The sequence below is a fragment of the Desulfoluna sp. CYM3A genome, from assembly GCF_056829965.1.
Map to the genome: position 1 here is coordinate 3656621 of NZ_CP186556.1, position 21219 is coordinate 3677839.

The window sequence follows — 21219 nt, forward strand, 5'->3', positions numbered from 1 at the left end:
AGGATTCCATTGTTATAAAATCACGGTTTCGATGGATATCACCGCCGTCAGCAGTTTGCTCTTTTCAATGCGGGTCAGGGAAATCGCCCGGACCCGAACCAGGTCCCCCGCGCCCTCGACCCGATGGAGAAAAGAGGTCAGCTCTGCGGCGGGCAGGTCCACCACCTTCATCTCCACCACGGAGAGACTCACCTTGCCGTCCCTGCTCTTGATGGATGAAGGTTTCATGTAGCTCACCTTGGAGCGAATCCCCACACTTCCGGCCACCTCGTCAAGGAAGGCGTAGAGTGTTTCCCCGGGTTTCAAAGCCGAGGCGCCTGCGGTAGCCGCCCCTTTGGCGCTGCGGTACTCTTTGGCCAGGGCCTCCATCTTCGTGAGTTCGTCTCTTCTCAGCTCCAGGAGGCGACGCGCGCCTGAGGAGTCCCCGAACATCGCCCCCACCAGGGCCTTGCCCCCCAAGATCAGAACCAGGGCCAGGGCCAGGACAACGGCCCCTTTTTCCCGGGTGCTCAATCGTTCAAACCACGCCATCATAAGGCCTCCTCACCCGAAAGGGTAATCACCACCTTGAATTGGAACCGGTCGCCCCCGCTCTCCTTGCTGGACGAAGCGATGGTTACCCCGGAGATCAAGGCGTTCTTTTCCAGGGCGCCCTTCATGGTGTCGATGGCGCTGAAATCTTCGGCAAGCCCTGAGACCGTGAGATTGCCCTTCACCAGGGTCAAGCGGGTGACGGTCACCTTCAGGTCCTTGGGCAGGCTCACGGAGATGGCTTTGAGCATTTCAATGATCCGCACGCGGACGGCCCCCTGTCCGGCGTAGAGGGCTTCTTCCTTGGCCACCCGGACCTTGCCTTCCATGGACCTGAGGAGCACCGAGGCAGCAGGCGACCGTTTCTCCTCGGTGAAGGTCGGAGGCGGGACCGAGAAGCCATCTGCTGTTCCACGGCCGCCAGCTGGCGTCGCGTGTCGTGGATGCCCATGACGGACCGGGTCACCAGAAGCAGGAGCAGCACCAGGGCAAGGACGCCCGAAGAGATGACCTGCCTTTTGTGTTTGGTGATGAACTCGGCCGGTGCAAACCCCTGTCGCCAGAAGACAGGGTGCTTCCAGCCGGAGAGGGCCGAACAGGCCACGGCAAGGGCCCCGTTGTAAGGCCCCTCCTCCCATTGGGGCTTGACCCCTTCGTCCAGGACAGCGCCCGTGGCGGCAAGGAGGCGGGCGTGTTCCACGGGCAGCTCCCCCAGGGGGGTGGACAGGGACTCGGGGATCTCGTCCCACCCCGCCACCAGAATCTTTTCAGGTGCCATCCACTGCGCCTCGCATTCGGCCAGGGCCACCAGGGTCTGCCACACCTCGCTGTTCAGGACATCGAGGCCGTCGCCCTCCTCGGGCAGGGCAAAGGATCGCAAAAACATCAGCTTGCGTTCAAAAACCACAGCAAGGGTGCAGATGGAATGAACCCGCCTCAGGGTAAAGAAAAAACCGTCCTCATTACGGGCCAGGATCAGGGCCGATGACACGGCCGACGGTGCCAGGACCATGGGATCCATGCCCAGGGCCTTCAGCTGGGTCCGTCGGTTTTCGAGGATCTCCTCCTCTCCCACAAGGGCCAGGATGTCGGAGTCGCTCTCCCCGGCCACGCGACTCTCCCAGATGATGCGCAAGCCCTCCAGGGGCTCGATGAGGGTAGGCTCCAACTCAAAGGGCAGGGCCTTGTCGATGGTCTTGGGCTCCCGAAAGGGCAGGCGCACGCGACGGATCACCATCTCATGGGCCGGCAGGACAACAGTTGCTTCCCCGCAATCGGCCAGGGACCGGTTCAACGCGGCCAGAAGTTCGCCGTCGTCCACGGAAGCCGCCGCATCGGAGGAGGCGAGGTCCCTGCGGGCCATGCGGCTGCAGGCCGTCACCCGCATGGCACCGGCCTGCCGGTCCACCGTCACGGCGGTGGCGCCCTCCTCGGTGATCTCTATTCCCGTTAATTTCACGTGTTGCCGATCCTTTTGTTATGCATGCCGGACCGCCCGTGGGGCGACCGGAGCCTGTTGATCTCTGCCATGTCCGTTGCGGGCAAGAAAGAGCCCGCCCATCACGCGTCCGTCTCCTGCCAGGACAACACCACGAAGGTGGTGCCTTCGCGCCTCACCACGGCACGTATCCCCACCCGGGTGCCCTCGTTCACGGCCGTGGCCGTAATGGCAAACACATTGGAGTCGGTACGGATCATCGCTTTTTTGATCCCGTTGTTCTCACACCCCGGGCAGGTGTTGTACCACTCCCCGTCCAGGGGGTGGGAAAACTCTTCCTCGCCTTTCTCCGACCGGTACTCCACCATGGAGGTGGCAATCATCTCCCGCTCCATGGGGGACAGGGTTTTGGGCATCAGGGCAAAGAGCACGGGAAACTCGGCGGTGTTGATGTTAACCCGCCCCGGAAAGCTGAACCGCCGCACCGTCTCTCCGTCGTCCTTGACGTTGGCAGGCTCTTCCCCGTGGACCGTCAAAAGGTCCTTCAACCGGTAGCCCGCCTCTTCCCGGGTGAGCAGCTCCTCGTCAATGCCCTTGATGCGGGCCATCTCGTCCAGGTGCCGCAGGGGGCCGTTGCCGCAGGGGTAAGGCTCTTCGAGGTTGAGATAGTAGTCGTCTTCGGCGCCGGAGAACCCTGAGGTCGCATCCCCGTCCCCGTCGTCAAGCCAGTCTTTCATGGCGTCGATGATGGCCGTGTTCTCCCCCAGGCTATCCAGGGACTCGTCCTCTTTGTTGACCACCTCAAAAAACCGCTCCCAGAGTCTTTTCTGGTCGGTGTTGAAATTTTTGGCCTCGGGGTAGGTCACCAGGGCGTTGACCTGCACCTTGCCCAGCTCATCGGTGATGGTGAGGTCCAGCTGGCCCCGGTCAAAGGAGAGCCCGGAGATAAAGGCCTTAAGTTTCTCCTCATCGGCCCACACCTCCTGTACGGTGTCGGTGCCCCCTTTTTTGCCGTCTGCCGAGAGAAAGGCCATGCCGATATGCACCCCGGACACGGCCGTTGCCCGTAGCTCCGAGGCAACGGAAGCATGGCCTGCGGCGGCCAGCTCCTGCCGTGCAAGCCTGGCGGCCTCGGACACCAGCACAAAGAGCGCCAGCATCATGGCGAGGGTGGCCAGGAGCACCACGCCCTTTTCATTGGTGATGGCCCTTTGCTTACCCATCCAGGGCCTCCTTTCGACGGCTGCGCAAAGGAATAAGGACCTCTGCGGTGTGCCCCGGCCCCCCGGATGCCCCTTCCCGGGAGAGGGTGACCTTCACGGCCACGGGCGTGGCCCGTTCGAAAGCGTCGTTGTCGGAGTCCCAGGTCTCCTGCTCCTGCCCCTCGGTGTCGATGCAGACCACGGTAAAGGCGGTAAGGCGGTTCATCATCACCGGGTGGCCCTCAGCCGGCTCAAAGGGGTCGTGAAAAAAGAGGCGGTCGGAACGCCGGAGCCGGGTCTCGCCCTTCTCTTCCGTGACAAAGTAGACCACCTCGGCAATCCCGCCCAGGGAGCTCCCCCCAAAGGGCAGATGGTTCAGGGTAGTAAACCGGAGGATGCTCATCTCTTCGCCCCCCACAGTCTCCCGGGACAGGGTAAACCGGTAGGGATCCGGATCATCGGTGGTCTCCCCGGGGGTGAACAGGGGGGCCTGATCCACGTAAAGCCCTTCCAGGTCCCGGCCGATCCAGCGAATCGCCTCCCCAAGGGCCAGGTTGTCGTCCCCGGTCTCCTCAAGGCGATGGGCGCCGTTGGAGAGCTGCCTGAAGGCCGTTCCGATGGTGGCCATCACAAGGCCCATGATGGCCACGGCCACCACGACCTCCATCAGGGTAAAGCCTTTATCGCCAGAAGGCCCGGTCACGACTCCTCCGTCACAAACAGGTAATGGGTGGTCCCGTAGACGCGGTCACTGCCCTCCCGGAACACTTCGAGCCGCACTTTCTTCAACAGCTTGGCCTCCTCCTCGAACTCCTTGTGCTCCACCTTGGAAGGTGTCAGGCGCCACCGCCAGCCGGGATAGTCCTCCCCGAAGTCCCCTTCATCCGTGGAGATCTCGGAGACATCCCCCACCAGGGTGTTCTCTTTTAATGTGGCAAGGAACGCGGCCTGCTGCCTGAAGCGCGCCTCCCCGGAGGCGGCCACGGCCTGCATGAAGAGGCTGTAGATGGCAAAAAAACCGATGGCGAGGATGGACACGGAGACCATCACCTCCAGCAGGGTAAAGCCCCTGGGGTTCCGTGCCGCATGCAACCTGTCAAAAACCGTTCGCATGGTCCTCCACAATCTCCACCTTGGAGAGAAAGGGCTCGATGAACAGCCGCAGAGTGCGACCGTCGCGCATGAGGAGAATCTCCGCCCCGTCCGAGTACCCCTTGGGATAAAATCGCAGCATCGCCTCAGACGACCGCTTGCCGTCGTCCCCCACAAACCCGGGCAGGTCAACGCTCATGTCGTCGGGAAGGGTCAACCCGCTTTTTCGTGCTTCGGCCGCAGCCTTTTTATCCATGGCGGCATCGGCCACCCAGATTTCTCCGGCATCCGTGGCGATATGGAGGCGATACTCTTTATGGTCTGCAAGGGCACGCTGCTTCAGATCCCGGACCGTCGAGGCGATGAGGCGTGCCACCTTCTTGGATGGGTCGGTAAAAATATAGGAGTCCAGGCTGGGAAGGGAAAAAAAGAAGAGAAGAGACAGGATGGTCATCACCACCACCAGCTCCAGAAACGTGAACCCGGCATCAGCCCGGCCCGGGAGCACCCCTGCCGAACCACCCTCCCACCTTTCGCACGGTTCGTTTCCGATGCGGATATTGCACATCGTTTTTCACCCCCGTCTGCGTATGGTGAAGCCGCGATCTGTTAGTCGATATCCCAGTTGTTGATGTCTTTGGCGGTTCCGTCACCGCCCGGGAGGCCGTCACCCCCGTTGGAGGAGATGTCCACATCCCCGTTGGATCCCGGGGAGACATAGATGTACTCGTTCCCCCAGGGGTCTTTGGAAATCTTTCGCTTGGTGAGGTAACCGCCTTCGCGCCACCTGGAGAGGTTGCCCGAGGCAGGTTTCTCGACCAGGGCCTGCAAGCCCTGATCGGTGGTGGGGTACGAGCCGTTGTCCAGCTTGTACATATCCAGGGCGGTTTCAAAGCTGCGGATATCGGCCTGGGCCTTGACGATTTTGGCGTCGTCGGACTTGCCGATCACCCTGGGAGCCACGTAAGTGGCAAGAAGTCCGAGAATAAAAATAACCACGATCATTTCAATCAGCGTAAACCCGTCTTCGGAAGAAGATCCGGAAATCTGTCGTCGCATACGTTCCTCTCATCCGTTCAGCGCCGAGGGGCGCATCGTATTTTCACTTGTTGTCCGTCTAAAAAAAACCATGATAAACCCGCAACACCCGGCATTGCGCCCGTTCGTTCCGTCCTCCGATGGGGGATATAGCTTCCTAAGTCAAGTCATATCGGGTGCGCCGCTTTATGCGACCGCAGGACCGGTTTTGCAGAGTCATCTCAAAAATAAACGCGACTTCCAACCTTTATGTATCCATACATATTCAAAGAAGTCTCCATCTAATTATAAGAATTCTGGTCAAAGTTCAAGGAGAATGGCACCATCGCGGGGATGTCGCAAAGCATGTTACCCGCCAGATGCATTACGACAACAGGGGCGCCCACCCTTTCACCCCGCCGGAGGGGAAATTTTTTCCGGCGGCACGTCCGGTGCCCATGCGCCCGTCACAAAGGCGTCACCGTCACGGTTTCCGGCGTCGGCATCCCGACGCACCCGGTATGAATTGCCGACACCGGCCCCCACAGCCACGTCACCTGAAAAAATTTTCACCCCACAGGCCGCCGTTATAAAAAGAAAATCCTCCAAAGCTTCCCGCCCCGCCCCAGACCACCTGCCCACTGGCATTCATCTTGCTTATTCTTACCCACAGCAACCGACCAAGGAGAGACACATGCTGTTTGAGATGACACGATCCGCCCAGGCGGGCCTCAGAAAAGAGAGACAACACGAGCTGATTTCGAACCACCTGGCCAACGCCAACACCACGGGGTTCAAAAAAGACATCCTCTCGTTTGACAGGACCCTGAACCCCATCCTTACCACGGATTTCAGCCAGGGCAACCTCATGGAGACCGGCAACCCCCTGGACCTGGCCATCGAAGGGGAAGGGTTTTTCAAAATCAACACCCCGGCAGGCACCCGGTACACCCGGGACGGCAACTTCACCGTGGACCCCATCGGGCGCATGGTGACCCAGGACGGTCACCCCGTCATGGGAAAAAACGGCCCGATCACCCTCACCGGCGACGACATCGCCTTTGGGGAGAAAGGGGAAGTGATCCTGGACTCCATGGTCTTCGACAGCCTGGACCTGGTCACCGCAAACGATATGCGGGCCTTTATCAAGGAAGGGGGAAACCTCTTCACCCTGGACCCGCAAAAGGGAGCCGAGATCCCGGCCTACGAGGCCCGGCTCCACCAGGGCGCCCTGGAGGGCGCCAACATCTCCACCGTCACCGAGATGACCCACCTCATCGACGCCCAGCGCATGTTTGAGTCGTCGGGCAAGGTGATGCGAACCAGCGACGAAACCGACGCACGAGCCAACCAGATGGGCCGCCCGGCGTAAACGGGCTTAAGGGCATAGCCACAGATACCACGGACCAACCAGCAGCAAGGGAGCAGACATCATGATGAGAGGACTCTGGACAGCAGCATCTGGCATGGGCGCGCAGCAGATGCACATCGACACCGTCTCCAACAACCTGGCCAACGCCAACACCACGGGTTTCAAGAAGAGCCGTGCCAACTTTCAGGACCTCATGTACCAGACCCAGCTCATCGCAGGGGCCCCCACCCCCTCGGGCGGCCAGGTCCCCACGGGCATCCAGGTGGGCATGGGGGTCAAGCCCTCCAGCGTGCAGAAGGTCTTCACCCAGGGGGACTACGTCCACACAGGCAACGACCTGGACATGGCCATCGAAGGGGACGGTTTCTTTAAGATCCTCCACGGCGAGCAGGAGGTCTTCACCCGGGCAGGCAACTTCACCCTGGACAGCGAAGGCTTCATCACCACCCCTGCAGGGGACCGGCTCCAGCCCGAAATCGCCATCCCCACGGACACGGTCCTTGTCACCGTCACCGCCGACGGCACCCTCACGGCCCACGGCCAGCAGGACACCGTGCTCATGACGTCCCAGATTCCCCTTTACAACTTTGCCAACCCCGCAGGCCTCTTTGCCATGGGCGCCAACCTGCTTCGTCCCACCGAAGGCTCGGGTGAGCCCATCGAGGGCATCGCCAGCGCCGACGGCTTCGGCTCCCTCACCAACCAGTCCCTGGAGATGTCCAACGTGAACATCGTCGACGAGATGGTGGCCATGATCGTTGGACAGCGCGCCTACGAGGCCAACTCCAAGGCCCTCCAGACCGGCGACCGCATGCTGGAAACCGCCAACAACCTCAAGCGGTAAGGACGCGGCCCCATCGTGATCTGCTTTTCCCATACACGCCCCGTAACCGGCGGGCACCTGATGCCCTGGTGCCTGCTGGTCATGGCCCTGTTCCTGGCCCTTGCCCGGCCCCTGTGCGCCCAAAGCGGCCCTGCCGTGCGCCCCCGGGTGGAGGTGACAGGCTCGACCGTGCGGGTGTCGGACCTCTTTTCAGGCACTCTCCCTGCTGCCCTGAAACGCCATGGGAGCGCCACCGTGTTCAACGCGCCCATGCCCGGCAAAGAACGCCTGGTGCCGGGCACCTTCCTGACCCGAAAGCTCTCCCTGCTTGCCGGAGTCCAGGACCTTGGGCTCACCGCCCCTGCCCGCGTCTGCCTGGCCAGAAAAGGCCAGCGCATCAGCGACAAGCGCCTCCTCCCCTTTCTGGAGGCCGTGGCCCGATCCACCTGGGAGGGACCTGTTTCCGTCTCCGGGCTCCGGGTCGCCGGACGCCGCACCCTGCCCCTGGGCATTCTGACCTTCGCCCCGGACACCAAGCGGGTCCGTATCCGCAAGAACCGCATCGAACTGCCCGTCTCCGTCACGGTGGACGGTGCCGCCACAGGGCGGCTCACCCTCTCCGGCGAGGCTCACACCATGCAACACGTGGTGGTGGCCGCCTCGGACATCCAGCGCGGCGAGACCCTCACCGCCTCCCAGGTCTCCCTGGCCCTTATGCCCGTGCCCCCTTCGGGCGGAAACCTCCTCACGGACCCGGCCCTGGCCGTGGGACGAACCGCCACCCGGGCCATTGCCTCCGGCACCGGCCTCACCGCCCGGCTGGTCAAAGCCAAACCCCTTGTGGAGCGGGGCGACGGTGTCCGCATCCGATACAGCTTAGGGGGCCTTGTCATCACCGCCACAGGCATCGCCAAAGAGACCGGCGGCCTGGGGGATTTCATCAAAGTCAAGAACAGCCGCTCCGGCAAAGCCGTCACCTGCCGTATCATCGGCCAGCGCCGCGTGGAGCCCTTTTTATAGTCTGCCCATTTACCCTATAGCCCGGATCAATGAAGACCATGAAGAAACACCTGCTCACCATCCCTGTCATCCTCACCGCCCTGCTGCTCCTGGCCGCGCCCCTGCCCACCCGGGCTGAGCGCCTCAAGGACATCGCCTCCATCCAGGGAGCCGCTCCCATCCAGCTCACCGGCTACGGCATCGTGGTGGGCCTTGCCGGCACCGGCGATAGAAGAACAACTACCAGGAGTCCCTGGCCAACATGATGACCCGCATGGGGGTGACGGTGGACAAGGACTCCCTGAAACTGAGCAACGCCGCAGCCGTCATGGTCAGCGCCTCCATGCCCGCCTTTGCCCGTAAAGGGACCCGGCTGGACATCACCGTCTCGTCCATCGGCAACGCCAAGAGCTTAGGGGGCGGCACCCTGTTGCCCACGGCCCTCAGGACCGTCAACGGAGAGACCCGGGCCCTGGCCCAGGGAGCCATTGCCATCGGCGGGGCAGGCACGGCCAAGGCCAAGAAGAACCACCTCCTGGTGGGCCGCATCTCAAACGGGGCCAGTGTGGAGCGGGAACGCGACACCGGCTTCTCCCGCAAGCACCGCATGATCCTGAACCTGAACAACCCCGATTTCACCACCTGCAGCCGGGTGGCCTTGAAGATCAACGACACCTTCGGCAAGCACACGGCCAAGACCCTGGACTCCGGTGCGGTGCAGCTCACCATGCCCTCCTACATGCAGGGACGCGTCACCGAGTTTATCGCCAAGATCGAGAACCTCACCGTCACCCCGGATATCCCGGCCCGCATCGTGGTCAACGAAAAAACCGGCACCGTCATCATCGGGGAAAACGTGCGCATCGGCACCGTAGCCCTGGCCCACGGCAACCTTACCCTCACCGTCACCGAGACAAAGAACGTCTCCCAGCCCAATGCCCTGGCAGGGGGCGACACCGTGGTCACCAAAGAGAAGAACACGGACATGACCGAGGAGGAGGCCCAGGTGATGCTTATGCCCAAGGGCACCACCATCCAGGAACTGGTCAACGCCTTGAACGCCATCGGCGTCAGTCCCAGAGACATGATCAGTATTTTCCAGAGCATCAAAGCCGCAGGGGCCCTGCAGGCCGACCTCGTGATCATCTAATAAGGAGCCGTCATGCCCATTTCATCCCTTTCAGCACACACCGCTCGAACAACGGCCCCGGCACCCAGCGACCAGACTGAAGGACGTACCAGAACTTTGAGGCCATCTTCGTCTCCCAGATGCTCAAGGAGATGCGCCCCCAGGGGGACGACACCATCTTCAGCGGGAAAACACCCACCGCAAAATCTACGAGTCCATGCAGGACGAACAGATGGCCGAACACTTAACCAGCCAGCGGAGCCCCCTGGGCGTGGGGGACCTCCTCTACCGCCAGCTGGTGGAAAAGCTCGATGCCACGGAAAAAAGCGCCGACGCAGCGCCCCGCCTGGGCGGGAAACGCACAGCCGCCCAGGGAGAGCCCCTGGCCCACCGGCTATCTTCGGCAAAACCAACCCCATAGCCGGACCACGGCCACAGGCAGCAAAAAGAGCATGAACTGGCATGGTACATGCAGTTTATCTCTATACGGGTCGCAGACGGGAAAAAGTTTCCCACCCCGCGCCACCCGATACATGCAGGCACCGCCTTTCTCAAAGGCCCTGCCGAACCGGATTTGACGTTAGAATGCATCACCACCTGAGTCACGGGGGACATCATGGCAGAACAACACTCCATCATTGACCTGCTAACAAAAAAAGAAGCCCTGTACACCGAGCTCCTCGCCATCGTGGACGAAGAGAGCCGCAGCCTCTCCTCCATCGCCCTGGACCGCCTCTGGGCCTTCACCGAAGAGAAGAGCCGCCTCTCCATGGAGATCGAGGCCCTGCGGGATGAGATCCTTGAGATGGCCTCCGCCCGCCTGGGCATCCAGACGGGCAGCGTGCCCATGCACCTTCGAGAGCTCCCCCGGCTCTTCTCCGAACACGAGCCCATGGTGGCCCGCGCCGTGGAGTCCATCATCTTCATCAAAGGCAAAATCCGGAAAATAGCCGAGACCAGCGTCTCCTTCGTGGAGAACTACCTGGAGACCGTGGAGGAGATCATCCAGATGCTCACCTCGTCTACCTCCGCCACCAAGATCTACGGCATGGACCGCCACCTCATGGAGCCCGGCGGCTCCCTGCTCATCCACGGGGAGGCCTAAAGCATGGGCTTTCGCATCACCATGGATATCGCCAAGGGTGCCTTGGCAACCGCCGGACGGGGCATGTCGGTCAACGGCCACAACATCGCCAACGTGGACACCCCGGGCTACAGCCGACAGACCGAAACCATCACCACCAACCGGCCTTACACCATCGGCAGCACCCAGCTCGGCACCGGCGCCACCTTAGAGCACGTCAACCGTCACTGCGACCAGCGGCTGGAAGAGCGCCTGGCCGACCAGAAGTCCAAGTTTGCCACCTACGACGAGGCCATTGTCTACATCGACAACTTAGAGGCCCTCTTCAACGTGGACTCGGACCACCACCTGGGCAGCCTCATGAGCGAGTTCTGGCAAGGGTGGCACGAAGTGGCCAACCACCCGGACGACCCCTCGGCCCGTTCCGTGCTGCTGGAGTCCGCCACCAACCTTGCCGGCCAGTTCAACACCCTGTCCAACGACCTCACCCGCCTGGAGACAAACGTCGGCCAGGACATCGACGCCGCCGTGGATCGGGTAAACACCATCCTGGGCAAGATCGCCAAGCTCAACACGGAGATCTTCATCACCGAATCCACCCGCCCGGCCAACGACCAGCGGGACGTGCGGGGCCAGCTCGTCACCGAGCTCTCCGAATTCCTCAACGTCAACACCGTGGAGCAGCCCACGGGCTACCTCTCCATCATGACGAGCAACGGCTACCCCCTGGTGGTGGGCAACCGCTCCTACGACCTCACCAGCAACCGGGGAAGCGTGGGCTGGGAGACCTCGGCCGGGGGCATCGTGGACGTCTCCCGGGCCATCACCCACGGCAAGCTGGGGGGGTGGCTCATGGTAAAGGACGACATCCTCGCCGAGGTGAACCAGAACCTGGACGCTCTGGCCAAGGAGGTTGTCTGGCGCGTCAACAAGGTCCACAGCCAGGGCGTGGGCACAAGCTACCACGAGACCGCCGTGACCTCCTCCGAAGCCCCGTCCGGCGGCAAGCTTTACAACCTGGCCTACGGCGACCGCATCGACTACGACGGGGGCATGAAGGTCTGGACAAAAAAACTCAACAGCCCCGATCCAGCAACGGCCGTGGAGCTGGACACCGGTATCTCCACCACCACCCCGTCCAATTTTACGGGAAGCGCCATGCCCATGAGCCGCTACCGCATCACCGTGGAGGGCCCGGGCTCCGACGACCCCATCCTCCGGTGGGAACGCCTGGGGGAAGGCAACACCCCCGTGGCCATGGGCCGGTTTGCCGTCACCGATACCAACAGCTTCACCACCACGCCCCCGGTGGAGGGCATCGGTTTTGACATCGGCAAAGGGCGCCTGGTGGCAACGTCTTTGAGTTCAACACCTCGAGAAAGAGCGCCCCCAACCCCGTGGAGCTGCGGGGCGTTCCCGAAGGCCGGGCCCGCTGCGCCGAAGACCGTTACACCCTCACGGTCATCGAAGGGGGCGGCTCCATCGAAAACGTCTCCCGGGACAACCCCATGGTCCTGGAGTGGAAAAACAGCACAGGCATCGGCACCATCCGCATCCAAGAGCCCGAAGAGGCCCGATTTGACGTGGACGGCATGACCCTCTCCATAGACAAGGGCACCCTCATGAATGGGGACAGCTTCGTCATCAAGACCGGCCCCGAAGGCCAGCCCCTGGATCTGGACGGAAACACCACCTCGGAACAGAAGTCCTCCTGGCACTGGACCACCGATTCCCTGGCCGATCAGTTCAACCGCCAGGCCATGGACGCGGGCGTGGGCCTCAGGGCCTTTATCAGCCACACGGGCAACTTCGAGCTTCGGCCCGACTTCGGCGTGGCCTTTGCCTTCTCGGACAGCACGGCCCGGGACGGTGGCGTGGCAGCAGCCCTGGGCCTCAACACCTTCTTCAAGGGCCAGGACGCGGCCACCATCGACATCGCCGAGCTGGTAAAAGACCCTCGCGGCACGGGTCCGGGCGCCGGGGCCGATGCCCATGTCCAGCGAAAGTACACATCACCAACCCGGAGGTGCGCCCATCGAAATCGGCACCAGGGCGGACCGGCCGTCCTCTACTTCGAAGACAACGTGCCAAGGCCATCACCGTGGATCCCCGCATCCTCACCTCCCGGGGGGACCTCCACACCCTGGCCCACGACATGGAAGAGGCCATGAACGCCGCATCGAACTTAAGCAGCCCCTACAAGGTGCGCTACGTGGAGAACGAAAACCGCTTTGAGTTCTCGGAAAACGACGGATCGCCCCTGCAGCAGCTCACCCTGAGATGGGACCGCTCCCCTGCCCTGGCCGAGCTCACCGGGTTCCGCCCCGAGCCCGAGACCTTTGTGCCCGCAGCCGGTGACTACGGCAAGATCAACAACGAAAACGCCCTGATCATGGCGGACATGCAGCACGTGGAGAACACCATGCCCCACTACGCCTACTCCCGGGACCGCGGGGCCGTGGCCGAAAGCCTCTCCACCACCCCGGACGGCTTCTACCGGGACATGCTGGGCTCCATCGGGGTAAGGGCATCGAGCTTCAGGAAAGAAAAGGAGATGGGGGGCATGATGGTGGAAAAACTCTCGGATATCCGGGACTCGGTCTCCGGGGTCTCGGTGGACGAGGAGTTGGTACGCATGCTCGCCCACCAGCAGGCCTACCAGGCGGCGTCCAAACTCATCACCACCAGCGATGAGATGCTGCAGACGTTGTTGAATATGAGATGGGGCTAGGGCTAAGGGCTAAGGGCTAAGGGCTAGGGTTAAGGGCTAAGGGCTAAGGGCTAAGGAAACATGCAAAGATGAAAGAGTGGCGTCAACCAAACTTCATTGTTACAGAACCTTTCAGTCAAATGGAGCGAAGCGACTCCACGGCCATTCGCCTTTTGCCCTTGAACCCTTTTGCCTTTACCAAATCTCAGGTTTCAGGCCCCCTTTGCCGATACCAACTGTACTTGATATGGTTAAACCAGAGTTCCTTCGCCTTGTGCGGCTTTACACGGGAGACGAGCTTCCGTCCGGCGGCAGGGCCCATTCGTGATGAGTGTGATGCATGCGGGTAGCAACCTCGACCCTCTACAACCAGTCCAAAGAGCAGATCAGCCGGAAGAACCGGGAGGTGCTCGACAAAAACTCCCTGATCTCCTCGGGCAAACGGATCCGAAAGCTCTCCGATGCCCCCGTGGATGCCAGCCGTGTGGCCGCCCTGAAGACCAACATGAGCGACCTCTCTCAACTTCAACGAAACGTGGGTGTGGGAACCCTGTGGCTGGAGGCCAGTGAGGAGTCTCTGGTGCGGGTGCGGGACAAGATCGACAGGGCCAAGGAGATCGCCATTTCCATGGTCAACGGCATCGCCAACCACGACGATCTGCAGACCGCGGCCCTGGAGGTGGATGGCCTCATCAAAGGCGTGCTGGACCAGTCCAACACCCGCATCGACGGCCAGTACATCTTCTCCGGGACCCGAAGCGACACACGGCCCTTCCGGGCGGACAACGAAGACTCGCCCAACACCATCGCCTACCGTGGCAACGCCACCCCCTTTCGCGTCAAGATCGGGCCACAGTCCGATATGGTTGTGGGCTTTGCAGGAGAAGAGATCTTCTCCTCGGACACGGCCACCATCGACGAGACCAACAACTGCCTCGATTTCACCGAAAAACGGGCCGGGGCAGCGGTCGGTGAGGAGACCGTCCTCACCGCCCTCGTTGACCCGGGCACCTACTCTCGCCAGGGCCTGGCCCACGCCGTGGAGATGGCCATGGAGCGGGCCTCGGCAGACAAAGGCGAAGGGGCCGATTACCGCGTCTCCTGGAACGAGTCCGAACAGACCTTCACCATCGCCGAAGAAGAGGGCCTGGACCCGGCCAAGCTCGACAGGGTCTCCGTCCTGTTCCGCACCGGTGAAAACCGGCACCAGTCCGTGGGGGCCTTCATGGGATTTTCCACCGACGACATCGCCACCGAGCCCTCCCGCCAGCCCCTGGTGAGCAGGCGGGGCGTCCAATGGGGCGTCTTCAACTCCCTGTTCGAACTCCGAGCCGCCCTGAACAGCAACGACAAAGAGGGGCTCCACCAGTCCATCTCCCGGCTGGCCGCAGACCACAACAACATCCTGAGCTCCATCTCGGAAGCCGGGGTACGGGCCGGTCGCCTGGACACAAGGCACGACCTTATCAAGGATCTCAACATCAGCCAGGACGCCACCCGCTCCAAGTTGGAAGACACCGACGTGGTGCGGGCCATCTCCGATCTCAAGCTCAAGCAGTTCGGGTATGAATCGGCCCTGGCCTCGACTTCACGGCTCCTCAACACGAGTCTGTTGAACTACCTAAAATAACGGAAACGATCGAGACCCAAGATTAGGAAACACCGGATGCTCATACTGACACGAAAACCGGGCGAAAAAGTCCGTATCGGTGACGACATCATCATCCACGTGGTGGAAATCGGCAAAGGAAACGTCCGCATTGGGGTGGAAGCGCCCAAGGACGTGTCCATCATGCGCGATGAGGTGGTGGAACGCATTGAAGAAGAGAACTTACAGGCCGCCAAGCGAAACAGGAACACCCTGGTCCATGCGGCGTCCCTGCTGAAAAACAAAACGATGATAAAGAGCGGAGACGTGCCCACGGGCAAACCCGCGGCAAGAAGACGAAGAGTGGTAACCCCCAAGCAACCGCTGAAGGGCGACTCAAACAAGGAGTAACACGTTGATCATTCCTACCCTGCAATTCGGTTCCGTTGACATCGAGGAAGAAAAAATCATCTCCATGCCCAAAGGCATGCCCGGCTTCCCCGGAAAAGAGAGGTTTATCCTCCTCTCCCACGAAGAGATCGACCCCATCCTCTCCTTTCAATGCGTGGACGACCCCGACCTGGCCTTCGCCCTCATGGACCCCTTCCTCTTTATGGGTGACTACACCGTCGACCTGGACGCCGCCGTCCGGGACATGGCCTGGGCAGTGGAAAAGCCCGAAGAGCTCTTCCTCTACACCATCATCAACGCCAGCAGCGACCGCCCCGAGGAGATCACCGCCAACCTGGCAGGCCCCCTTCTCGTCCACACCGGCGTCAACGAAGCTGTGCAGCTGGTGGTCACAGATGACCGCTACCCCCACAAGCACCCGATCTTTGCGGCGGAAGAGGAGCGAGCCGAGGGGTAAACATATCAGGGTGCGGCTCCCGCACCGCCTGACATAACGCGAGCCACCGGCTGTTGCTTCCCATGCCACCTCGGGTCACCTCAACCGATACCGGCCTTTCGAGCGCCCATCGGTGCGCACGGCGCACCCTACGAAACACCGGTCCTTCGCTACCATCATGGCATGGGAACCGTTGCTTTCAGCCCAACCGGCATCCACCGGATTGCGAAGCGTTGGGTGCGGCTCCCGCACCGTCCGGCGTAACGCGGGCTGCCGGTTTTTCAAATGATCCCCGGTGCGCATCACCCCTTGCCGCCAGCGTCCCGCACAAACACCAAACTGTTTTCCGTTGAGAGCCCCTGGTCAAGCCGGTACCCGCTTCCATCAAACCCCTTGACCTCCGCCACATCGTCAATGCGGTTTTCGATGATCCACCGGGCCATGGCTCCCCTGGCCCGCTTGGCGTGGATGGCAACGGCCTTAAGGGTATCTCCGGACCTCTCTTTAAACGCCACGTCCACAAACCGGCCCTTTTTACGAATCGCCTTTTTGTCCACGGCCTTGGCGTACTCCCCGGAGGCAAGGTTCAATAACGCCCCACCCGAGGGCATCAGCGCCGCAAGGTGGTCGGTGATGACCTGTTTCCACCACCCGGAGAGCACACCGAACCCCGGAAGGGAAAGCCCCATCTCCAGGCGATACGGTTCCACGCCGGTCATGGGGGAAAGGGCCCCGTAAAGGCCGGAGAGAATCCGCAGCCGCCCTTGGGCCCAGGCCACGGCCTCGGCTGACAGACTCCCCGCATCCAGCCCCTGATAGGCGTCCCCCTGGTAGGCAAAAAGTGCCGGGGTCGCTTCGGTACCAAAGGTAAAGCCCTGAAACCGCTGCACCGTGTTCTCGGCAATTCCGTCGCTTACCTTCATAAGCGATTTCATCTCCTCCACGGAATAGCCACGCAATGCCTCAACGAGCTGCCGGGTCATCTCCCCATAAAAAGAGGATTTCGCCTCACCCGCCCACACCGGTGCGCCAGACTCCATCCGTTTTGCCGGTGCGAGAATCGTAATCATCATACCTTGTCTCCTTATCAAAATCTTCGGTGCGCACGGCGCACCCTGACGCAACACCGGGCCTTCGTTACCTTCACGGCTTACCCCACCGCCGGGGATGCGAAGCGTAGGGTGCGGCTCCCGCACCGCATGGCGCAACGCGAACCATCGGCTTTCATTTCCCATGGAATCTCACATCACCATAACCGATACCGGCTTTTTGACCGATCTGCGGTGCGCACGGCGCACCCTACGAAACACCGATCCTTCGCTATCATCATGGTTTCCCCTCACCGCCCGGCGTATCGCGGTCCACCGGATTTTGTTTCCCATGGTACCCCACTAAACACCGGTCACTCGTCACCATCATGGATTGCCCCACCGTCCGGGGCGCGAAGCGGAACCACTGGCTCCCGCACCGCCTGGCATAACGCAAACCACCGGCTTATCGGGGCTGACCTCAACACGCACGGCGCCCCTACCATTCCCCAAAATTGCCGGAGACTTCCCCGCACCCGCCCCAGTCGCCATCGTAGACCCCATGGACCACAAGCCGATGAAATGTAGACCACGGCCAGTCCGCAACCCGCTCAACAACCCCATGCTTTACCGGGTTGTAATGGATGTAATCCATATGCGCTTCAAAGTCGAGCTCATCCCGGATCCGATGTTCCCAAAATCGCCGTTGCCACAAGGTACCTTCCTGGCGGGCCTTGCGGGACTCTGTGGAAAAGCCTTCGCGGGAAAACCGATCTCCGCGGGAGGTCGTCACATGCCGCTTGATGCGGGACCACCGGCTGCTGTAATCGGCGTCACCCTCGGGAAGCGTCCAGATGCAATGGAGGTGGTCCGGTAAAAGCACCCACGCGTCAATGGAAAACGGGGCCACGGCACGGACACGCTCAATGCTGTTTCGAAGGGCAACCCGTACCGGCTCATCGCAGAGAACGGGCTGTCTGTGGTGGGTAACAACCGTAAAGAAAAACGATGCGCCAGCGGTTGATACGCGTCGGTAATTGGGCATACGCAACCTCGTTCGTCTTATCACAACCAATGTTTATGTTGATGGTGGCGGTGTTCGTAACCTTCTCCGGTGCGCACGGCGCACCCTACGAAACACCTGGCCTCCGTCACCATCATGGCTTACCCCACTGCCCGCTTGGCGTAACGCGAACCACCGGCTTTTGCGTCCAACAAAATTTCGCATCATCATAACCGATACCAGCTTTTCGGGCGCTTCGGGCGATTCTTGTTGCGCACGGCGCACCCTACGCAACACCGGTCCTTCGTGATCATCATGGCGTATCATATCGTCTGGGGGCAAAGCTCGGCTATTTCACAACATTCTCCATGTCCTCGTCATCAAGAAGCCTCTCCAAAAGGCCAGCCCAATCCAACACCTTGCCATGAAAGCCAAACACATTCCCTTCGGTTGTGTGGGCGGCCACAAGGGCACCGGTGCCGACATCAAAGCGCGTGCACCCCAGGCGCAACGTTCCTTGAAGCATCCCGAGGGTTCCTGAGCGCATCCGGGACGCGGCCTTGATTAAAAGGAGCCTGTCCCCGGCATACTCCCGGGCCTGGCCCAAGCATGCATGGACTTCATTGCAGGGCGCACCCACAAAAACGGCGCCGTGGGCTTCGGCAAGGCTGGAAATACGGGGGGCAAGGGTGGAACGGAGCGGCTCCGGGGCCGAGAGCATCCAGACCATGCCCGGGTTCACGTACTGTTCCAGCTCTGTTTTTCGCGCCGCAAAAAGGGAGGTGAGATGGTTGCTGTTGCCAGCATCTTTGGGCAACACGGAGAAATCGACGTCATGGAGCCTGGCCTGGGCGTCGGTGATCCAGCGAAGCTTCTGGGCCGGTGTGGCTGCCTCTTCGTCATAGGTCATCTGATGAAGGGCCTTGGCCTGCTTCAACGCCACCAGGTTCTCCGCCGTGTCCCGCCGGATCGTGTAGCGCACCCACAAGGTACAGGAAGAAGGATCCATGTAACTTCCGGCGAAGGTCACGTCGTTCATGGTTAGGGAGGAAGCCACCCGAAGACGACGGGTGGCAAGACGGGTGGCCGAGAGGTCTCCGCCCGTGGTTTGCGCCTGACTCTCCATGAGCTCCATGCTGCTCTCCACCGTCACCTGGACCTGATCGAGCAGGTTCACAAGGGCCATCTGCCGCGCACTCATCTTCTGCAGAAAAAAATTGCCCTCCATGGGTCCTGACTTCCCTATCCCCACGAAGGTCCCGTCAAGGGTACCGCCGTCATGCATCCAGGTGGGCCGGGGCTGGCCCGTTCCGGCACAGGGGTGCCCCTCAGGGTAGGTCGCAGACTTCCCTGCACATCCGGTCAGCACCAACAGCCACACCATGCCCACCGCCATCGCCCATGTGATCTTTTGCCTCATCATAAGAAAGAATCCCTCGCAACCGTTCGGCTCATCAAGCAAACACGCACACTTGGGACATACAAGCATGCCCCTTTGTTTTAAGCAAGCGGGCAGCCGCAGAACAGACAAAAGCCCAGCCCTTGAGCGAATGTGGTCGGCCTGGTGGACAAAGACCGGTGGCGATGGTGAACCCGGGGGCTTATGTTCTCACCCTCAATTGACCGTAAAAGACAAAAAACTCATGCGTTCACCCACCCCTTGACAATCGTTTCCAAAACCCTGATAACCCCATTGATTCTTACTCAACCAAACGGCAGGCAGGACAGAACTTTTTCCCGCTGCTGACCATATGGAGCCCCATGGATTCAAAAATCATCGACATTCGCCTCACGCCGGATGAAATCGACAGCCCCGAGGCCGTCAAAAAAAAGCTCATGGAAGCCTACGGGCCGTGCAATGAAAAAACATTCTGCTACCGGGTGTTGAAACGCTCCATTGACGGCAGGGGGCGCACGCCCCGGTTTTCCGTCCGCGCCGAGGCAGGAGAAGGCCCCCTTGCCGAACCCTCGCTTCGCCCTTTTGCCCCTTGTGCCCCCACCGGCAAAGAGGTCATCGTGGTGGGAGCCGGGCCGTTGCAGCCCTTCGCCTGCTTGAGCTGGGCATCCGCCCGGTGGTGCTGGACCGGGGAAAAGATGTCCGCTCACGGCGCTTCGACCTCAAAAAAATCTACTCCGAAGGCCACGTCGATCCCCACTCCAACTACTGTTTCGGGGAAGGCGGGGCAGGCACCTACTCCGACGGCAAGCTCTACACCCGCTCCAGCAAACGGGGGGACGTGGGCCGCGTTTTGGACCTGTTCATTGACCACGGGGCCGCCGAATCCATCCGAGTGGATGCACATCCCCACCTGGGTTCCAACGTCCTGCCCAAGATTGTCCGGGCCATGCGGGAGAGCATCCTAAGCGCCGGGGGCGAGATTCGCTTTGAATCCCACGTCACCTCCTTTACGGTGGACCAAGGGCGCATGACAGGGGTTGGCCTGGCAAACGGCCAGAGCCTCACCGCCGACGCCCTGGTCCTTGCCACCGGCCATTCTGCACGGGACATCTACCGACAGCTCCACGCCCAACACATCCGGGTTGAGGCCAAGCCCTTTGCCATGGGTGTTCGCATCGAACATCCCCAGGCCATCATCGACAACATCTTCTACGGCACGGAAACCCGCCACCCCAACCTGCCTGCGGCGAGCTACCGCATCGCCTGCCAGGCCAATGGCCGGGGCGTGTTCTCTTTTTGCATGTGCCCCGGCGGCTTTGTGGTGCCTGCTGCCACCGCCCCCGGCGAGCTGGTCTTAAACGGCATGAGCCTCTCCTACCGAAGCGCGGAATACGCCAACGCCGGTCTCGTGGCCGAGGTGCGACTGGACGACCTCGCTGAAAACGCCAAGGCCAACCCCCTGGCGGCCCTTGAGTTCCAAAAGGCGGTGGAGAGAAAAGTCTTCAGCGCCGGAGACGGCATCACACAAAAAGCACCGGCACAACGGTTGGAAGATTTCCTTAAAAAGCGCCCCTCGAAAACCTTAAAGGCATCCTCCTACATCCCCGGACTCTACCCGGCAGACCTTCACGGGCTCCTGCCATCCTTTGTGGCGGAGAGCCTCGCCCAAGGCCTTCAGACCTTCGGGAAAAAGTACAGAGGCTTTGCTCACCCGGACGCCACCCTCATCGCCGTGGAGTCCCGCACCAGCTCCCCGGTGCGCATCCCCAGGGACAAAGGGAGCTTCATGCACCCGGACACCCCGGGCCTGTTCCCCACCGGAGAAGGGGCCGGATATGCGGGCGGCATTGTCTCCGCGGCCATGGACGGCCTGAATGTGGCCGATGCCGTGGCACGATGGATGGATACAAAAGGGTAAGCAAAAAAAGCCTCCGGCGGCCCTGCCGGGGGCCAAACT

23 protein-coding genes and 1 pseudogene are annotated in these 21219 nt (G+C 61.4%); 13 read left to right on the top strand and 11 right to left on the bottom strand.

Translation table 11 applies throughout. The features are described 5' to 3' along the window. Nucleotides 1-12: 12 nt before the first annotated feature. From ACOYW1_RS18620 to gspG, 8 genes are all read right to left on the bottom strand, one after another. Nucleotides 13-534, bottom strand: coding sequence for a hypothetical protein (locus ACOYW1_RS18620; RefSeq protein WP_482415365.1), 522 nt, complete (start codon nt 532-534; stop codon nt 13-15). Beyond that, the gene (locus ACOYW1_RS18625) at nt 531-797 is read right to left on the bottom strand and encodes a PilN domain-containing protein (RefSeq protein WP_482419248.1); all 267 of its coding nucleotides are present in this window, start codon (nt 795-797) and stop codon (nt 531-533) included. The genes ACOYW1_RS18620 and ACOYW1_RS18625 overlap by 4 nt, the downstream gene beginning before the upstream one ends. Continuing rightward, entirely contained in the window at nt 761-1990 is a 1230-nt protein-coding gene (locus tag ACOYW1_RS18630) for a hypothetical protein (RefSeq protein ID WP_482419249.1), read from the bottom strand. The genes ACOYW1_RS18625 and ACOYW1_RS18630 overlap by 37 nt, the downstream gene beginning before the upstream one ends. Nucleotides 1991-2091: 101 nt before the next feature. Then, nucleotides 2092-3192 (bottom strand): type II secretion system minor pseudopilin, encoded by a 1101-nt coding sequence (locus tag ACOYW1_RS18635; protein ID WP_482419250.1) that lies wholly within the window; start codon nt 3190-3192, stop codon nt 2092-2094. Further along, nucleotides 3185-3874, bottom strand: a complete 690-nt coding sequence (locus tag ACOYW1_RS18640) for a type II secretion system protein GspJ (protein WP_482419251.1) — start codon at nt 3872-3874, stop codon at nt 3185-3187. Before ACOYW1_RS18640 ends, ACOYW1_RS18635 begins: the two co-directional genes overlap by 8 nt. Further along, nucleotides 3871-4284, bottom strand: a complete 414-nt coding sequence (locus tag ACOYW1_RS18645; protein WP_482415361.1) for a type IV pilus modification PilV family protein — start codon at nt 4282-4284, stop codon at nt 3871-3873. The genes ACOYW1_RS18640 and ACOYW1_RS18645 overlap by 4 nt, the downstream gene beginning before the upstream one ends. Continuing rightward, on the bottom strand, nt 4268-4831 hold the full coding sequence (locus tag ACOYW1_RS18650) for a prepilin-type N-terminal cleavage/methylation domain-containing protein (RefSeq protein ID WP_482419252.1): 564 nt from the start codon (nt 4829-4831) through the stop codon (nt 4268-4270). Before ACOYW1_RS18650 ends, ACOYW1_RS18645 begins: the two co-directional genes overlap by 17 nt. A 41-nt stretch (nt 4832-4872) precedes the next feature. Beyond that, nucleotides 4873-5322 carry a type II secretion system major pseudopilin GspG gene (gspG, locus tag ACOYW1_RS18655; RefSeq protein WP_482415359.1) on the bottom strand — a complete coding sequence of 150 codons (450 nt, stop codon included), beginning with the start codon at nt 5320-5322 and terminating at the stop codon, nt 4873-4875. A 652-nt stretch (nt 5323-5974) separates the two neighbouring features. Here gspG and ACOYW1_RS18660 point away from each other — a divergent pair. From ACOYW1_RS18660 to fliW, 12 genes and pseudogenes are all read left to right on the top strand, one after another. Next, on the top strand, nt 5975-6652 hold the full coding sequence (locus ACOYW1_RS18660) for a flagellar hook-basal body protein (RefSeq protein ID WP_482415358.1): 678 nt from the start codon (nt 5975-5977) through the stop codon (nt 6650-6652). A 61-nt stretch (nt 6653-6713) separates the two neighbouring features. Continuing rightward, nucleotides 6714-7496, top strand: coding sequence for a flagellar basal-body rod protein FlgG (gene flgG / locus ACOYW1_RS18665; RefSeq protein ID WP_180143954.1), 783 nt, complete (start codon nt 6714-6716; stop codon nt 7494-7496). A gap of 15 nt (nt 7497-7511) precedes the next feature. Next, entirely contained in the window at nt 7512-8495 is a 984-nt protein-coding gene (gene flgA / locus ACOYW1_RS18670; protein WP_482419253.1) for a flagellar basal body P-ring formation chaperone FlgA, read from the top strand. Nucleotides 8496-8533: 38 nt separating this feature from the next. Further along, a pseudogene (locus tag ACOYW1_RS18675) lies at nt 8534-9624 on the top strand (flagellar basal body P-ring protein FlgI). A 184-nt stretch (nt 9625-9808) separates the two neighbouring features. Continuing rightward, the gene (locus ACOYW1_RS18680; protein ID WP_482423761.1) at nt 9809-10024 is read left to right on the top strand and encodes a rod-binding protein; all 216 of its coding nucleotides are present in this window, start codon (nt 9809-9811) and stop codon (nt 10022-10024) included. A gap of 195 nt (nt 10025-10219) precedes the next feature. Continuing rightward, complete coding sequence (flgN, locus tag ACOYW1_RS18685) at nt 10220-10708, top strand: flagellar export chaperone FlgN (RefSeq protein ID WP_482415354.1); 489 nt, start codon at nt 10220-10222, stop codon at nt 10706-10708. Nucleotides 10709-10711: 3 nt separating this feature from the next. Continuing rightward, nucleotides 10712-12283, top strand: coding sequence for a flagellar hook-associated protein FlgK (gene flgK / locus ACOYW1_RS18690; RefSeq protein WP_482419254.1), 1572 nt, complete (start codon nt 10712-10714; stop codon nt 12281-12283). After that, a complete protein-coding gene (locus ACOYW1_RS18695; protein WP_482419255.1) occupies nt 12196-12858 on the top strand; it encodes a hypothetical protein in 663 nt (220 codons plus the stop codon). The genes flgK and ACOYW1_RS18695 overlap by 88 nt, the downstream gene beginning before the upstream one ends. Continuing rightward, a complete protein-coding gene (locus ACOYW1_RS18700; RefSeq protein WP_482419256.1) occupies nt 12789-13418 on the top strand; it encodes a flagellar basal body rod C-terminal domain-containing protein in 630 nt (209 codons plus the stop codon). Before ACOYW1_RS18695 ends, ACOYW1_RS18700 begins: the two co-directional genes overlap by 70 nt. A 319-nt stretch (nt 13419-13737) precedes the next feature. Continuing rightward, nucleotides 13738-15027 (top strand): flagellar hook-associated protein FlgL, encoded by a 1290-nt coding sequence (flgL, locus tag ACOYW1_RS18705; RefSeq protein WP_482419257.1) that lies wholly within the window; start codon nt 13738-13740, stop codon nt 15025-15027. A 36-nt stretch (nt 15028-15063) separates the two neighbouring features. Continuing rightward, nucleotides 15064-15396 (top strand): carbon storage regulator CsrA, encoded by a 333-nt coding sequence (csrA, locus tag ACOYW1_RS18710; RefSeq protein ID WP_482415351.1) that lies wholly within the window; start codon nt 15064-15066, stop codon nt 15394-15396. A 4-nt stretch (nt 15397-15400) separates the two neighbouring features. Further along, complete coding sequence (fliW, locus tag ACOYW1_RS18715) at nt 15401-15853, top strand: flagellar assembly protein FliW (protein WP_482415350.1); 453 nt, start codon at nt 15401-15403, stop codon at nt 15851-15853. Nucleotides 15854-16134: 281 nt separating this feature from the next. Here the strand turns inward: fliW and ACOYW1_RS18720 are convergent, their stop codons facing one another. The 3 genes from ACOYW1_RS18720 to ACOYW1_RS18730 all read right to left on the bottom strand — a co-directional run bounded on the left by ACOYW1_RS18720 (nt 16135) and on the right by ACOYW1_RS18730 (nt 19247). Then, nucleotides 16135-16905 carry a YaaA family protein gene (locus tag ACOYW1_RS18720; RefSeq protein ID WP_482419258.1) on the bottom strand — a complete coding sequence of 257 codons (771 nt, stop codon included), beginning with the start codon at nt 16903-16905 and terminating at the stop codon, nt 16135-16137. Nucleotides 16906-17359: 454 nt separating this feature from the next. Next, on the bottom strand, nt 17360-17905 hold the full coding sequence (locus tag ACOYW1_RS18725; protein ID WP_482419259.1) for an REP-associated tyrosine transposase: 546 nt from the start codon (nt 17903-17905) through the stop codon (nt 17360-17362). Between the two features lie 307 nt (nt 17906-18212). Continuing rightward, nucleotides 18213-19247: a hypothetical protein gene (locus tag ACOYW1_RS18730; RefSeq protein WP_482419260.1), complete on the bottom strand. Its 1035-nt coding sequence runs from the start codon at nt 19245-19247 to the stop codon at nt 18213-18215. Between the two features lie 604 nt (nt 19248-19851). Between ACOYW1_RS18730 and ACOYW1_RS18735 the strand changes: the two genes are divergently transcribed. After that, nucleotides 19852-21180 carry an NAD(P)/FAD-dependent oxidoreductase gene (locus ACOYW1_RS18735; protein ID WP_482419261.1) on the top strand — a complete coding sequence of 443 codons (1329 nt, stop codon included), beginning with the start codon at nt 19852-19854 and terminating at the stop codon, nt 21178-21180. Nucleotides 21181-21219: the final 39 nt, after the last annotated feature.

What these genes read in the sequence shown, in the direction of transcription:
- ACOYW1_RS18635 (WP_482419250.1), bottom strand. Translation starts at nt 3,192, where the DNA reads ATGGGTAAGCAAAGGGCCATCACCAATGAAAAGGGCGTGGTGCTCCTG.
- flgN (WP_482415354.1), top strand. Translation starts at nt 10,220, where the DNA reads ATGGCAGAACAACACTCCATCATTGACCTGCTAACAAAAAAAGAAGCC.
- ACOYW1_RS18660 (WP_482415358.1), top strand. Translation starts at nt 5,975, where the DNA reads ATGCTGTTTGAGATGACACGATCCGCCCAGGCGGGCCTCAGAAAAGAG.
- ACOYW1_RS18620 (WP_482415365.1), bottom strand. Translation starts at nt 534, where the DNA reads ATGATGGCGTGGTTTGAACGATTGAGCACCCGGGAAAAAGGGGCCGTT.
- flgL (WP_482419257.1), top strand. Translation starts at nt 13,738, where the DNA reads ATGCGGGTAGCAACCTCGACCCTCTACAACCAGTCCAAAGAGCAGATC.
- ACOYW1_RS18650 (WP_482419252.1), bottom strand. Translation starts at nt 4,831, where the DNA reads ATGTGCAATATCCGCATCGGAAACGAACCGTGCGAAAGGTGGGAGGGT.
- ACOYW1_RS18730 (WP_482419260.1), bottom strand. Translation starts at nt 19,247, where the DNA reads ATGGTGTGGCTGTTGGTGCTGACCGGATGTGCAGGGAAGTCTGCGACC.
- gspG (WP_482415359.1), bottom strand. Translation starts at nt 5,322, where the DNA reads ATGCGACGACAGATTTCCGGATCTTCTTCCGAAGACGGGTTTACGCTG.
- ACOYW1_RS18645 (WP_482415361.1), bottom strand. Translation starts at nt 4,284, where the DNA reads ATGCGAACGGTTTTTGACAGGTTGCATGCGGCACGGAACCCCAGGGGC.
- ACOYW1_RS18720 (WP_482419258.1), bottom strand. Translation starts at nt 16,905, where the DNA reads ATGATGATTACGATTCTCGCACCGGCAAAACGGATGGAGTCTGGCGCA.
- csrA (WP_482415351.1), top strand. Translation starts at nt 15,064, where the DNA reads ATGCTCATACTGACACGAAAACCGGGCGAAAAAGTCCGTATCGGTGAC.
- flgK (WP_482419254.1), top strand. Translation starts at nt 10,712, where the DNA reads ATGGGCTTTCGCATCACCATGGATATCGCCAAGGGTGCCTTGGCAACC.
- ACOYW1_RS18695 (WP_482419255.1), top strand. Translation starts at nt 12,196, where the DNA reads ATGGTCCTGGAGTGGAAAAACAGCACAGGCATCGGCACCATCCGCATC.
- flgG (WP_180143954.1), top strand. Translation starts at nt 6,714, where the DNA reads ATGATGAGAGGACTCTGGACAGCAGCATCTGGCATGGGCGCGCAGCAG.
- ACOYW1_RS18725 (WP_482419259.1), bottom strand. Translation starts at nt 17,905, where the DNA reads ATGCCCAATTACCGACGCGTATCAACCGCTGGCGCATCGTTTTTCTTT.